Here is a 12,953-nt window from a genome sequence, read left to right as displayed (position 1 = left end):
ATTTTGGGTTTGATTAAGTTATCACTCCATCGATCGCCTCTGACTCAACCAAGGGGATAAATCTTCTAAACTCGTCCAATCTACAATAGCGATTCCTAACTCATCCAAATCATCTAAAGACAATTGTTGCATCTGGACTATGGTAGCTTCAGGAACTTCTCCAAACCGTCGCTGAAGTTGACGCAAAATTAACCCTAATGCTGCTTCCAATTGCCCTTGGGCACGTCCCTGTTGAAGTCCTTCTTCACGTCCTTCTTCACGTCCTTCTTCGCGTCCTTCTTCGCGTCCTTCTTCTAACCCTTCTGTCCTTGCTTGTATGACATAACCCTGTTGGTCAAGTATCCACCGTTCTTTTCGCTCTAACTCTTCGGCTTCCTTGGCACTTAAATTAGCTCGATTGGCGATTCCCAATGCTTTGCCGATTTCTGGTACTTCTTCGAGAGAACTGGGAATCATCTCTAGATTGGGCGCTTCTTTCATAAAGTAAATCCATTTTTCCGTGAGCGTTTCTAAGTCTTCCAAGGATTTATTGAATTTTCGCAGCTCTACAAAGATTAGTTCGATTTGTTCGTCAGGATAGTCCAATGATGATAGGCTTTTCTCTTTTAAACTAAAGTGGGTAATAATGGGTTCTACGTCGGGAAATAAGGGAAAGTCAACAATGGTCAGAGCAATGACTGGTTGTAGCCCCACATAGGGTTTGCCGATGCTCAGTTGATTGCTATAGGTTTTTGCCCAGTTGTACAACACTCGCTTTTTGAATGCGGGGACATTTAGGACTTGCATCTCAATCAGGACGGTTGTACCGTTACCTAGGAGGGCTTTGACATCGAGATAGCTATCTTTTAGTCCACTACTCTCGCCTTGATTATAGGGATCGATGATCTCTAGCTCGGTGATTTTGGGATCGCCTGCATAAATGAGGGCATTTAAGAAGCTAATTAGGATATCTTTGCTTTCTTGGGAGCCAAAGATGCGCTTAAAGGCGAAATCGGTTTTGGGACTGATAAATTTCATGATTTTTTATCCTTGATTTGACGAACGGGAATGGTATATTCCCTGGCGATCTGTTCAAAGAGGGGGTAATATTGGGCGAACTCGGAACTGGGCGATCGCCCCTCCCAAACATAATAGACTTGATGGCTATAGATTCTCAGGGTTAACCGGCTGGTGGCGATCTCCACGGTGGGGGTTAATACGCCCTTTATTCCCTGGTTGGTGACGAAGTTCGTTCCACTCTGTAAACTCTCCCCTGGAATGGCAAACCCTTGGATCTGAATCTCTGGGCGATCGGGATGAGTGAAAATTTGCCCGTCTTGATTTTCTGGTGGCGGTTGCGCTTGCCATTGGTGGGGGTAGGGAAAGGTAAATCCATAGCGGGGATTTTGATAAATTTTCCAGTTGCTGGATGGAGGAGTGGCAGAGCAAGCAGAGACTGAAACCAAGACACACAAAAGGATTAGCGCTTTTAACGCCTTCCTCCATAACTGCTGTTTTGTAAACAAATGTAACAATATTGCTGTCATACAGTCTTTACGGCTTGACAGCTAATGATAGAATCGATAAGGTAATAAGGCATAGCCGGATAGGACGACTCCAGAGCTATATGCAAGACAAGCAAAAAGTTACGCTGTACATTCCCCCAGAACTCCATCGTCGGCTAAAAATACAAGCGGCGGTCGATTTAGAACCGATGTCAGCCATTGTAGAACGAGCAGTTTCATTCTACCTGGAACACCCAGAGGTTGTGGAAAATATGAACGATTCCCACGGGAAGACATATCAAATCCATACCTGTCCAGAATGTAAAAGTTCAGTCGTTATCAATGATGGAGAACTGGTCACTCTTAAGAATCAGCCCACTGTGCTGTCTGAAGAGGAACTGCCCATTGAGAGAGTGTCAAATATTAACCGCACTTCTCAATCAGGCGAGGAAGAATTAGTTCCGTGCTAAACATTGTTGGATCGTATCCGACAGGAACGGCCGGACTAATCCGATTTTAAGCTAAATATCCAAACCTTGGTTTGTGAGTTTAGTCTCGGTCAGGTTAGTCTAGCCGCAACCGGTATTCCCACTGTTGCAAGTAGGTCGATGGCTATGCGAGAGCAGCTTAGTATTCTGATTAAAGCTCAATATCCCTTAATCTACCTCGTAACTTCTGAGGAAGAGAGGGCAGAGCAATCGATAGCAAATCTTGCTCAAGGCAAGTCTCCCAAACGACTCTACGTTTGGACAGTGACGCGAGGAATGGTTGAGTACGGAGAGCCTCGCAGCGTAACCCAGCACAATACGTTGTCACCGGAAGCGGCGATCGAATGGGTGATTCGCCAACCTCCGAAAGAAGGCGCGATCTTTATCTTTAAGGACTTGCACTCCTTCTATACCCCAACAATCGTGCGGTGGTTACGCGATGCGATCGCCAATTTTAAGGGAACTCAGAAGACCATTATCTTAATGTCTCCTGTACAAGAAATTCCCATCGAACTGGAAAAAGAAGTGATTGTCCTTGACTTTGCCCTCCCCGATTTGGAGGCGCTCAATGAAGTCTTATCTACCCAACTCGGTTCCAATCGGATCAAGACTAATGTGCGAGAAAAACTGCTGAAAGCTGCCCTAGGCTTAACCCTAGATGAAGCGGAAAAGGTTTATCGCAAAGCTCAAGTGACAGCCGGTCGATTAACAGAATCTGAGGTAGAAATTGTTCTATCTGAGAAAAAACAACTGATTCGCCGTAACGGCATTTTAGAATATATTGAAGAAGACGAAACCCTTGATGCAGTGGGTGGCTTAGAGGAACTCAAAGCATGGCTCAAACAGCGCTCTAATGCTTTCACTGAGCGAGCCAGACAATATGGATTACCCCAACCCAAAGGAATGCTCATTCTAGGGGTTCCCGGCTGCGGAAAATCCTTAATTGCCAAAACCACCTCTCGCCTGTGGGGACTCCCCCTACTGCGCCTAGATATGGGTCGAGTCTACGATGGTTCTATGGTCGGTCGTTCAGAAGCCAACCTCCGAAATGCCCTAAAAACGGCTGAATCCATTTCCCCCGCTATCTTGTTCATTGATGAACTCGACAAAGCCTTTGCAGGAGGAACCGGTTCTGCTGATTCTGATGGCGGAACCTCTAGCCGGATCTTCGGTTCGTTCCTCACCTGGATGCAAGAAAAAACCTCTCCAGTATTTGTGATGGCAACGGCTAACCGTGTAGAACGCTTACCGGGCGAATTCTTGCGTAAAGGTCGGTTTGATGAAATCTTCTTCGTTGACTTACCCAATGAACAAGAGCGTAAAGATATTTTCACCATTCATCTAGAAAAACGCCGTCGAGATATTTCCCGCTTCGATATCGAGCAACTCTCGAAGGTCTGCGATGGTTTTTCTGGAGCTGAAATTGAGCAGGCCCTGATTGCAGCAATGTATGAAGCTTTTGCCCAGGATCGGGAGTTTACCCAACTGGATATCATTGCTACCGTCAAAGCCACGTTGCCCCTGTCTAAGACGATGCAGGAACAGGTAACGGCCCTAAGAGATTGGGCTAGACAACGGGCTAGACCTGCGGCTGCTTCGGTTGCTGAGTATCAGCGACTGGAGTTCTAACAGACTTTCTCTCCTGCTCCCAACAGGAGGAAAGACTAGCGTATCCCTAACGCTAGTTTCATCCAACGCCGGCGATCGCCATCAACGATCGAAGGCATAGTTTCAATCCATAAGTTGTCGTTTCTCTCAAACACCGTTTTCTTAGGAGGAAATCTCAAATGTCTCACTTTAGCACCTTGCGTACCAAAATCACCGACGCTGAAATCCTGAAGTCTTCCTTACGTGACCTGGGTATCTCCGTTAAGAGTGAAGCTAATGTTCGCGGATACAACGGCCAACAGGTTCGTGCTGATATCGTTGCTGTTCTCGAAGGTGAGTATGACCTCGGCTGGTCTCGCAATGCGGATGGTTCTTTCGACCTGATTGCTGACCTCTGGGGTGTGGCTAAGAAGCACAACCAGACCGAGTTGATCAACTCCATCAACCAAAAGTATGCAGTCAACAAGACCCTAAGCGAAGTTAAGCGTCCTGGTCTGCAAAACGCGAACGTGAAATTGGTCGTACAAAAGTAATTTCTCTAGCGCGTTTCCAAGTTAACGGGTTAACCTAATGCTGGTTACCCCGTTTTTTTATGTTGAGAGCGCTATGGATCGGATTGCATCTGAGTTTAATCCCAAAATCACTCAGGTCTTACAAGAGTGTGGTCAACAAATTGAGTTACTGAGCCAGTCTTTTGAGGTGGATCAAAAAGGGCCGGGCGATTATGTAACGAATGTCGATCGCTATTTAGACCGGAAGCTGTCTCAGGTTTTTGGGGGCATGTTTCCCCAAGATGGCATTATTACGGAGGAAAATGAGCAATCTAGGGGTTTATTCCATCAAGGATATGAACAGTTATGGTGTATTGACCCCTTAGATGGTACAGAAAGCTTAGTTAATGGCCGTCAAGATTATGCCGTCATGGTGGGACTGCTGCGGGATTATCAACCGATCGCCGGTTGGATTTATTCCCCCGCACGGGCTAGATTATATTATGGCGGCCAGGATTGGGGGTTGTTTGAAATCCGAGGTCAAGAACTGCCCAAAGCCATCATTCCGCAAATGCCTGCCCCTCCTTCTGGGTCATTCTGTCCCGTGCAAATTGGCTATCAAGACCGCAAAACCTATGGCCAAGCCCTAACTCAGTTTATTCCCCAAATTCAGTTTAATTCTTTAGGGAGTTTTGGTTTAAAGGTGTTAGAAGTAATTTTTGGCCGGGTCGGTTTGTATTTCTATTTTAATCGTCGGGTGAAACTCTGGGATACCGTCGGCCCGATCGCCTTAGCCCAGAAAGCCGGATTAATGTGTTGCGATCTTGATGGCCAACCTCTGGAGTTTAGCCCCAATGCCATTCATCCGGATACCCTAGCCCACGAGCAAATGATCGTTATTGGTTGGCCAGACTATATTGACGCACTCTTACCTGGATTACAGAAAGCCGTGTATTCCATTCAAAGTTAATCCCTGGACTCTCGATCTTGGCCAATGATGGAGATCTTGCGTAAAGTAGAAAGAGTCACCCCTTTTTACCCGATCGCCATGCTCAGTTCTCCGCCCCAAACCGACCGCACGACCTCCGATTGGAAACGTATTATTCGAGACTTTGAACAAGTCCTTGGCCGGAAAGGGGTTATCCAGCGCAAGGAAGAACTACTCACCTATGAATGTGATGGCTTGACCAGTTATCGGGTGCGGCCCAAATTGGTGTTACTGCCGCGCAATACCCAAGAAGTGGCAGAAACCGTCAAATTATGCGATCGCTATCAACTGCCCTGGGTAGCGCGGGGTGCAGGAACAGGACTCTCTGGTGGCGCTCTCCCCGTCGAAAATGGGGTCTTAATTTCCACCGCTTTTATGCGTCAGATCCTCGATATTGACCTAGACAATCAACAGGTCATTGTCCAACCGGCTGTCATTAATAACTGGGTCACCCAAGCCGTAAGCGGTGCAGGGTTCTATTATGCCCCCGATCCCTCCAGTCAAATTATTTGCTCCATTGGTGGTAATGTAGCAGAAAACTCAGGCGGCGTTCATTGCTTTAAGTATGGAGTTACCACCAACCATGTTCTCGGCTTAAAACTCGTTCTTCCCGATGGCTCAATTGTCGATGTGGGGGGAGAAGTCCCGGAAATGCCCGGATATGACCTGACCGGATTATTTGTGGGTTCAGAAGGAACCCTAGGGATTGCCACAGAAATTCGATTGCGGATTATTAAACAAGCCGAAGCCATTCAAGTCCTACTAGCTGATTTTACCAGTATTGAAGCCGCCGGTGCTGCGGTTTCCGATATCGTGAGTGCGGGGATTGTGCCGGCCGGTATGGAAATGATGGACAATTTTAGTATTAACGCCGTTGAAGATGTAGTCGCCACCAATTGTTATCCTAGAGATGCGGTCGCCATTCTTTTAGTCGAAGTGGATGGACTAGAGGTAGAAGTAGCGGAAAATGCCCAGCGCATTGCCCAAATTTGTCGCCAAAATGGAGCCAGAGATATCACGACTGCCACCGATCCAGAAGAACGTTTACGATTATGGAAAGGTCGTAAAGCAGCGTTTGCGGCTGTGGGCAAGATTAAACCCGATTATTATGTCCAAGATGGGGTGATTCCCCGGACTCAACTGCCCTATGTATTAGGAGAAATTGAGAAACTGAGCGAAAAATATGGCTATCCCGTTGCAAATGTGTTTCATGCAGGCGATGGGAATCTTCATCCCTTATTGCTCTATGATAATTCTATTCCCGGAGCTTTAGAAATGGTGGAGGAATTAGGGGGAGAAATTCTGAAAATCTGTGTAAAAGTCGGGGGCAGTATTTCAGGAGAGCATGGGATTGGAGCGGATAAACTCTGTTATATGGATCGGATGTTTACCCCTATAGATTTGGAAACAATGCAATGGGTTAGATCGGTGTTCAATCCCCAAGGGTTAGCTAATCCCGGTAAGTTGTTTCCCACGCCTAAGAGTTGTGGAGAAGCCGCTCAAGTGAAAGCCAAATTAGTGAATGAGAATACAGGAGTAGATTTATTTTAAGTCTAAAATAGATTTATTGACACTCCTCCCTTAACCCTTTATGGCTGGCGATGATCGCTATGTGGCAACTGATCCGCTCTAATATGCAATTATCTGCATTGAGTAAACATCGTATTTTTATTTCGGCGATCGTCGGTATGACCCTAGTGAGTTCCGGCATTATTGGTTATTATACTTATCAAAAAGCCTATAATGCTCTGCTCAACAAACTTCAGAATAACGCCCTACAAGATGTAAGAGATGGGGTGCAAGCGGTCGATGAATGGATTGGCAAGCGCAAGACAGAAGTGGAAACGATCGCCAATAGTCCTACGGCTCGCTCCTTAGACTTGAAACAGATTCAGCCTTATTTAATCCAAGAAGCTCAAAGAATTGAGCCGTTTAATATTGTCGTCTTTTTTGATACTGAAGGAAAGTTTTATACCAGTGAAGGTAAGAGTGGTGATGCCAAAGATCGCCTGTACTGGCAGCGAGCGATGCAAGGACGGGTGAATGTGTCCGATCCTCTGGTTTCACGCTCTACAGGCTTATTACAGATTGTGATTGCTGCTCCCATTACTCCGGATGCCCCCTTAGATAATCAGCCCAAAGGGGCGATCGCCGCTCCAGTACCCCTGAAACGTTTAGTCCAAGTCATCGAGAAGTTATCCTATGGGCCGGGAAGCTATGGATTTATGCTCGATTCCCAGGGCGTTCCCCTTGTGCCTCGCGATCTAGAAATATTTCAAGTTGAATCCGATGAACCGACCTCATTACTCAACAGTAAAGATCCCGTTTTAAGGCAGTTAGCCCAACAGATGATTAACGGCCAACAGGGACTCAATTTAGTCCGTTGGTTCGGTCAAGATTACTATCTGGCCTATGTTCCCCTCGAAGAAGCGGATTTTTCTATTGCTTTAGTCATCCCTCGCCAGAATATTGACCAAGATCTGCGACCTTTACACATTCTGGCATTAATGATCATCTGTTTAGTTCTGCTCATGCTCTTTGTCGTTTGGAGAGCGCAAGACTGGGAACAAAATTATCTGCGTCAAGCCAAAGAAAAGTCGGATCAAACCGCTCGCGAGTTAACGGAAGCATTAGGAGAACTCCAACGCACCCAAGCGCAATTAGTCCAAACGGAAAAAATGTCTTCTTTGGGTCAGTTAGTCGCTGGAGTTGCCCACGAATTTAATAATCCTGTCAATTTCATTCATGGCAATTTAGTTTACGCCCGTCAATATTTTAATGACTTAACCGAGTTGATTAAAGCCTATCAAGATCATGTGCCTAATCCCCCTGAAGAAATTACCCAAAAGTTAGAGGAAACGGATTGGGAATTTGTAGAATCCGATCTGCACAAACTCTTCAATTCTATGCAGTCAGGTACTGAGCGAGTGCGACAATTAGTCAAAGGATTACGGACATTTTCAAGTTTGGATGAAGAAGGTTGTAAATCGATTAATCTGAATGAGCATTTAGACTTGACTCTGAGCATTCTGGCTAGTCGATTATATTTAAAGTCGAATTCTCAAGAAATTAAAGTTATTCGTGATTATGGGAAATTGCCTTTAGTACAATGCTATCCTGGTCTTTTAAATCAAGTTTTTCTTAATATTTTGAGTAATGCTATTGACGCTATAGATGAAGCATCTCAAAAGGGTAAATGGTCGGATCAAAGTCTAGAAAAACCTCAAATTGAGATCGTCACTCATGTTTTAAAGTCATCATTTATTGAAGTGGTTATTAAAGATAATGGAACCGGTATTCCTGAGACCATTCGAGATCGAATTTTTGACCCATTTTTCACCACTAAGGTGGTTGGGAAAGGTACAGGACTAGGTTTGGCTACCAGTTATCAAATTGTGGTGAATAAACATAAAGGGGTTTTGGATTATCATTCGACTTTAAATCAAGGCAGTGAGTTTTATCTTCAGTTACCTTATGGTGAGATATAGCAATTTTAGGGATCGGATGATATGAAGTCTCAATGGGTTAAGAAGTGGGCAAGATGCCCGCACTCCTGGAATCTTTATGATATGATATCAAGTCCAGTTAATTTGTTAAGAAGCGGGCAAGATGCCCGCACTCCTCGAATTCTTTGATATGACTGGAGTGGGAGCATCTTGCTCCCTGGATTTTTAATTAGGGTATTTAAGCGAACTTGATATGATATGATATCAAGTCCAGTTAAATACTTGTCATTGCGACCGCAGGGAAGCAATCGCTACAATTTCCAAAATTGGGGAGATTGCTTCATTCCGCTCCGCTCCATTCGCAATGACATACTATATGAGAAAACCGGATATGCGGTAGATATCCGGTTCCCATTATACCAGTATTTCATGGGTTAACCAATCCTGTTTTAGGGTTGATGAGAAACAGCAGACGTAGATTTAAGCTGAATCTTGAATATCTAATCCTTGACGGGTATGGTGGAATTCTTCCCACAAGTTTTTGACGCGGTGATAGGATTCAAGAGGCGTGATTTTCCCATTGGTTTCTAAGGCGCTGATGATGCTTACTTTTTGGGCAAATTCTTGTAAATTGGCATTAAAAAGCAGACGATCCGGGGTGAGTTTACCATGGTAGGGATTCCGGGGATATAAAAATTGTTCTTTCATCATTAGACTCCTTTAGGGATATGAATCAATGTTTTTTATGGAGGTTGGGGATCGATCACTTCAAATTCTGATTCTTCCAAAGATAACAGTAGAGGTTCATTGGGGTCTTCTATGGGATTTTGAATCAGTTGCACAATCCACCGTCCTTTGTCTTCTTCGGCTTTGAGATATCCTAATGCACCGGCTGCATAATCTGGATAGAGAACCTGCACTAAAGTTCCTGGTTTTAACATGGGTGGACGGTTGAGTTTGACAATGATTGACCCCTTAACCTCATTTTAACCTAATCACTGATAAGAAGGCCGATCCGGATCACAAGAGGTCAGAAGTAAGTGATTACCCATTATTGATGACCAGGGTTTAACGCTCTTTTGGGCTATCCTCATTTAAAGACCAACGATACTCTACGGGTAAGTTAGAGCGTTGGCAACTTTGTTCGAGTTGACGCTGTTGAGCTAGGGCTTTACGCAGGGTGGCAATGAGTTGATGAACTTGTTCTCGCTGAACAGATTGGCCTTCAACGGCTATCCAAGTTTGACGCTCTAGGAGTTGGAGGAGAAGTTCATAGTGAACATGAGAGGGAACCGGGATAGGCTGCATAGTTGAATTGATTGAGGGAAAAAGAGCTGTATGCAATGGGATGGATATCGGGGACTTTTTGGTTATTGTAGTTGATGTTGGTCTGAAAAGAGGGCGGCTATTGCTTGTCCAGGGTTGTCTTGTTTGACTAATGATTCTCCTATGAGGACGGCTTGAGCGCCTACGGAGGCGACAAATTGCAGGTCGTCAGGGGTATGAAGCCCAGATTCACTCACGAGCAGAATGTCCCGATTTTGGAGCGGTTCGCGGCGAGTATTATAGAGGGTTTCTGTAGTTTTGAGGTCTACGGTAAAATCTTCTAGGTTGCGGTTATTAACGCCAATCAATGTTACGGAATCTAAGGCTAATACTCGGTCAAGTTCTTCCAGGGAATGAACTTCTATTAAGGCGGTCATGCCTAGGGCGCGAACAATTTTGCTAAAGTATTTTAGGTCTTGGTCAGAGAGGATGGCGGCAATGAGGAGAACGGCATCGGCTCCATGTACTCGCGCTTGATAGATTTGGTAGGGATATATAATAAATTCTTTGCACAATAGGGGTAAATCAACGGCAGCGCGAACTTTGGCTAAATTTTCAAAGCTGCCTTGGAAAAATTTCTGATCGGTTAATACGGATAAACAACTGGCTCCTCCTTGCTGGTAGGATTGGGCGATCGCCACTGGATCGAAGTTTTCCCGGATGACTCCTTTTGATGGCGATGCTTTTTTGACCTCTGCAATCACCGCCGGTTGGGTTTTCCCTTTACGCAGTGCAGCGAGAAAATCTTGAGCTGGAGCCACCGCTTCGATGCGTCGTTTCAAGTCGCTTAAGGATACCTTTTCCCGTTGGGCTTGTACTTCCGTTTCCTTGTGCCAGACAATTTTTTCCAGAATATTGCGGGGTTCGCTACCGGGTACGCTCACTTGATATTGCAGGTGGCTGATGGAAAAGGTGGGACTGGGGGGACGACGACGAATTTGCATGGAGGATTCAGGAAAAGACCATAAGCTCATAGTGTTGCACAAACTCTGGGAGCCTTGTCAAGGGGAGTCAGAAGAGAGCATTTTAAGGCAACTATTTTTTACCTAAATATTAATGCCAGATCCCAGAGCCAATTCGGGTCAGGCTAGAATCAACTAACCTAACCCTTGAACTAAACTATCGGTAAACTTTAACCGATCGCCCGTTTGTAGGCTTCATCCAGAACTTCCGAGAGAGTAGGATGGGTATGGACTAAATGGGCGAGGGTGTGGACAGATTCCCGTTTGGCGATCGCCGCCGATGCCTCATGAATCAAATCGGCTGCATGGGGGCCGATAATATGAACGCCGAGAACTTCCCCATTATCCTTACGGTAGATCACTTTCGCCATGCCTTCGGTGTCTCCTTCGGCGATCGCCTTAGAATTCCCCTTAAAATAAGACCGTACCGTAGCCACTTCAAAACCTTCCGCCTCACCTAATTCCTTCGCTTGCGGTTCGCTCAACCCCACATAACTAATTTCTGGATGGGTAAACGCCGCCGCCGGAATCGAGCGATAATCCATAGTACGCGGACGACCGCACATATTTTCCACCGCCACAATCCCTTGAGCCGAAGCAGCATGGGCCAACATCATCTTACCCGTCGCATCGCCGATCGCCCAAAGATGGGGAACCTTCTGCCCATCCGACAACACCGCCATCGTATCATCCACCGGAATAAAGCCACGCCGATCCAACTCTACCCCCACCGACTCTAAGCCCATATTCTTCGCCGTAGGAATGCGTCCCGTCGCCACCAAACAAGCATCAACCTCTAAAACCTCTTTAACTTCCTTCGTTTTCGCATCCGCCAACTCAATCACCACCGGAGATCCCGGCGTAATTTTCATCGCCAACATTCCCACACGGGTTTCAATATCACGAGGCGCAATCAAAACCCGTTGCGCTTGTTTAGCAATATCCGGATCGAATGTCGGCATCAACTTATCCAACGCCTCAATCAGCGTCACCTCGCAACCCAACGCCGTATACACATCCGTAAACTCTAAGCCAATATAGCCGCTACCGATCACCGCAATCCAGGGGGGCAAAGACTCCAAACGCACCGAATGATCGCTCGTAAAGACAGTTTTCCCATCAATTTGAATCCCTGGAGGCACAAAGGGAACCGAACCCGGAGCCACAATAATATCCTTAGCCGTAAACGTCTTTAAGTCTCCATCATTTTCCACCGTCACCTTCTGGGGAGCAGCCACCTTACCCCAACCGCGCAGAATATCCACTTTCAGCCGTTTCAGACTATTGGTCAGGTCAGATTGAATTTTATCGACTAAATTATTAGCATGATCGGCGATCGCCTGGCGATCGAAATTCACACCACCCACTTGAATCCCCAAATCCTTCAAGTGATCCGCATCCTGTAACTCCCGCACCCGTCCCGAAGCAGCCAACAGAGCCTTAGAAGGAATACATCCTCGGTTGACACAGGTTCCCCCCATCTCTGCGGCTTCCACAATCGCCGTTTTCAGTCCACAACTGACTGCATGGAGAGCTGCCCCATGTCCCCCGACTCCAGCACCAATAATGATCAAATCGTAATCAAACTCGCTCATATTTTGCTCCGGCTTCTGTAATTCACTAACTCGTTTGCCCTTGATTTTACAACGCTTCGGGGTTCAGACGATGGAGTGAGTTATAACAGAAGAAAGACTTAAGTTTGGTAGCATCAACGGAACCTGGCGTATCCTTTTTACTCTTATGAATCAACATCCACAAGACCCCCACACCCATGCCGAACAAGAATTTCAGCACTCCCTCCATCAACTAGGAGAAACTCTGAAAACCGGTAAAATTCCCCAATCTTCTACCCAGAAGTCAGACCCCTTCAGTTCCCATCAATTTCAAGAACCGGAAACAATTGATGAAGCCGCTCTAGATGAGGCAGCAGCAGACATTGAGGAATTTATGAACCAATTATCTTCAGACGATCGAGAGTAAACTTATCCCTTAAATCCCCAGTTAACCATGAACCCCACTTCCCTAAAAAGTCCCATTATCTACCCCGAACCCGATGGAGCGCCCATGGCTGAAAGTGACCCCGCTCGCGATTATCTTGTTTATGGCGTAGAATCTCTCAAATGTTACTTCCAAGATCGTTCGGATGTTTACGTTTCTGGT

At 46.0% G+C, this 12,953-nt stretch carries 14 protein-coding genes; 7 read left to right on the top strand and 7 right to left on the bottom strand.

Annotation, left to right across the window (positions count from 1 at the left end; translation table 11 throughout):
- Positions 1-21 precede the first annotated feature (21 nt).
- Positions 22-1,017: an Rpn family recombination-promoting nuclease/putative transposase gene (locus tag PMG71_RS15900; protein ID WP_283754685.1), complete on the bottom strand. Its 996-nt coding sequence runs from the start codon at positions 1,015-1,017 to the stop codon at positions 22-24.
- Entirely contained in the window at positions 1,014-1,445 is a 432-nt protein-coding gene (locus tag PMG71_RS15895) for a hypothetical protein (protein WP_283754684.1), read from the bottom strand. Before PMG71_RS15895 ends, PMG71_RS15900 begins: the two co-directional genes overlap by 4 nt.
- Positions 1,446-1,606: 161 nt before the next feature.
- Between PMG71_RS15895 and PMG71_RS15890 the strand changes: the two genes are divergently transcribed.
- From PMG71_RS15890 to PMG71_RS15865, 6 genes are all read left to right on the top strand, one after another.
- Complete coding sequence (locus tag PMG71_RS15890; RefSeq protein WP_283754683.1) at positions 1,607-1,954, top strand: slr0373 family blue light stress response protein; 348 nt, start codon at positions 1,607-1,609, stop codon at positions 1,952-1,954.
- A gap of 144 nt (positions 1,955-2,098) precedes the next feature.
- Complete coding sequence (gene ycf46, locus PMG71_RS15885) at positions 2,099-3,601, top strand: stress-responsive protein Ycf46 (RefSeq protein WP_347179305.1); 1,503 nt, start codon at positions 2,099-2,101, stop codon at positions 3,599-3,601.
- 158 nt (positions 3,602-3,759) lie between these two features.
- The gene (locus tag PMG71_RS15880) at positions 3,760-4,113 is read left to right on the top strand and encodes a DUF1257 domain-containing protein (protein WP_271944967.1); all 354 of its coding nucleotides are present in this window, start codon (positions 3,760-3,762) and stop codon (positions 4,111-4,113) included.
- Positions 4,114-4,186: 73 nt separating this feature from the next.
- Positions 4,187-5,041, top strand: a complete 855-nt coding sequence (locus PMG71_RS15875; RefSeq protein WP_283754681.1) for a 3'(2'),5'-bisphosphate nucleotidase CysQ family protein — start codon at positions 4,187-4,189, stop codon at positions 5,039-5,041.
- 78 nt (positions 5,042-5,119) lie between these two features.
- Complete coding sequence (locus PMG71_RS15870) at positions 5,120-6,610, top strand: FAD-linked oxidase C-terminal domain-containing protein (protein ID WP_347179304.1); 1,491 nt, start codon at positions 5,120-5,122, stop codon at positions 6,608-6,610.
- A gap of 59 nt (positions 6,611-6,669) precedes the next feature.
- Positions 6,670-8,547, top strand: coding sequence for a sensor histidine kinase (locus tag PMG71_RS15865; protein ID WP_283754679.1), 1,878 nt, complete (start codon positions 6,670-6,672; stop codon positions 8,545-8,547).
- 438 nt (positions 8,548-8,985) lie between these two features.
- Here the strand turns inward: PMG71_RS15865 and PMG71_RS15860 are convergent, their stop codons facing one another.
- The 5 genes from PMG71_RS15860 to lpdA form a co-directional block, all read right to left on the bottom strand.
- Entirely contained in the window at positions 8,986-9,216 is a 231-nt protein-coding gene (locus PMG71_RS15860) for a DUF7219 family protein (RefSeq protein WP_283754678.1), read from the bottom strand.
- Positions 9,217-9,248: 32 nt separating this feature from the next.
- The gene (locus tag PMG71_RS15855; RefSeq protein ID WP_283754677.1) at positions 9,249-9,446 is read right to left on the bottom strand and encodes a hypothetical protein; all 198 of its coding nucleotides are present in this window, start codon (positions 9,444-9,446) and stop codon (positions 9,249-9,251) included.
- A 127-nt stretch (positions 9,447-9,573) separates the two neighbouring features.
- Complete coding sequence (locus tag PMG71_RS15850) at positions 9,574-9,813, bottom strand: DUF5340 domain-containing protein (protein WP_283754676.1); 240 nt, start codon at positions 9,811-9,813, stop codon at positions 9,574-9,576.
- Between the two features lie 62 nt (positions 9,814-9,875).
- Positions 9,876-10,775, bottom strand: a complete 900-nt coding sequence (gene trpC / locus PMG71_RS15845; RefSeq protein ID WP_347179303.1) for an indole-3-glycerol phosphate synthase TrpC — start codon at positions 10,773-10,775, stop codon at positions 9,876-9,878.
- 188 nt (positions 10,776-10,963) lie between these two features.
- Positions 10,964-12,388 (bottom strand): dihydrolipoyl dehydrogenase, encoded by a 1,425-nt coding sequence (gene lpdA, locus PMG71_RS15840; RefSeq protein ID WP_283754674.1) that lies wholly within the window; start codon positions 12,386-12,388, stop codon positions 10,964-10,966.
- 145 nt (positions 12,389-12,533) lie between these two features.
- Here lpdA and PMG71_RS15835 point away from each other — a divergent pair, with 145 nt between their 5' ends.
- Complete coding sequence (locus PMG71_RS15835) at positions 12,534-12,773, top strand: hypothetical protein (RefSeq protein ID WP_283754673.1); 240 nt, start codon at positions 12,534-12,536, stop codon at positions 12,771-12,773.
- Positions 12,774-12,953: the final 180 nt, after the last annotated feature.

The sequence above is a fragment of the Roseofilum acuticapitatum BLCC-M154 genome (assembly GCF_030068475.1).
GTDB lineage: Bacteria > Cyanobacteriota > Cyanobacteriia > Cyanobacteriales > Desertifilaceae > Roseofilum > Roseofilum acuticapitatum.
The sequence above is the reverse complement of the archived record's forward strand: the minus strand, read 5'-3'. Positions and strand labels throughout refer to the sequence as shown.

Excerpts from the sequence above, each read along its gene's own strand:
- PMG71_RS15900 (WP_283754685.1), bottom strand. The coding sequence starts at position 1,017 with ATGAAATTTATCAGTCCCAAAACCGATTTCGCCTTTAAGCGCATCTTT.
- PMG71_RS15890 (WP_283754683.1), top strand. The coding sequence starts at position 1,607 with ATGCAAGACAAGCAAAAAGTTACGCTGTACATTCCCCCAGAACTCCAT.
- ycf46 (WP_347179305.1), top strand. The coding sequence starts at position 2,099 with ATGCGAGAGCAGCTTAGTATTCTGATTAAAGCTCAATATCCCTTAATC.
- PMG71_RS15880 (WP_271944967.1), top strand. The coding sequence starts at position 3,760 with ATGTCTCACTTTAGCACCTTGCGTACCAAAATCACCGACGCTGAAATC.
- PMG71_RS15875 (WP_283754681.1), top strand. The coding sequence starts at position 4,187 with ATGGATCGGATTGCATCTGAGTTTAATCCCAAAATCACTCAGGTCTTA.
- PMG71_RS15870 (WP_347179304.1), top strand. The coding sequence starts at position 5,120 with ATGCTCAGTTCTCCGCCCCAAACCGACCGCACGACCTCCGATTGGAAA.
- PMG71_RS15865 (WP_283754679.1), top strand. The coding sequence starts at position 6,670 with ATGTGGCAACTGATCCGCTCTAATATGCAATTATCTGCATTGAGTAAA.
- PMG71_RS15860 (WP_283754678.1), bottom strand. The coding sequence starts at position 9,216 with ATGATGAAAGAACAATTTTTATATCCCCGGAATCCCTACCATGGTAAA.
- PMG71_RS15855 (WP_283754677.1), bottom strand. The coding sequence starts at position 9,446 with ATGTTAAAACCAGGAACTTTAGTGCAGGTTCTCTATCCAGATTATGCA.
- PMG71_RS15850 (WP_283754676.1), bottom strand. The coding sequence starts at position 9,813 with ATGCAGCCTATCCCGGTTCCCTCTCATGTTCACTATGAACTTCTCCTC.
- trpC (WP_347179303.1), bottom strand. The coding sequence starts at position 10,775 with ATGCAAATTCGTCGTCGTCCCCCCAGTCCCACCTTTTCCATCAGCCAC.
- lpdA (WP_283754674.1), bottom strand. The coding sequence starts at position 12,388 with ATGAGCGAGTTTGATTACGATTTGATCATTATTGGTGCTGGAGTCGGG.
- PMG71_RS15835 (WP_283754673.1), top strand. The coding sequence starts at position 12,534 with ATGAATCAACATCCACAAGACCCCCACACCCATGCCGAACAAGAATTT.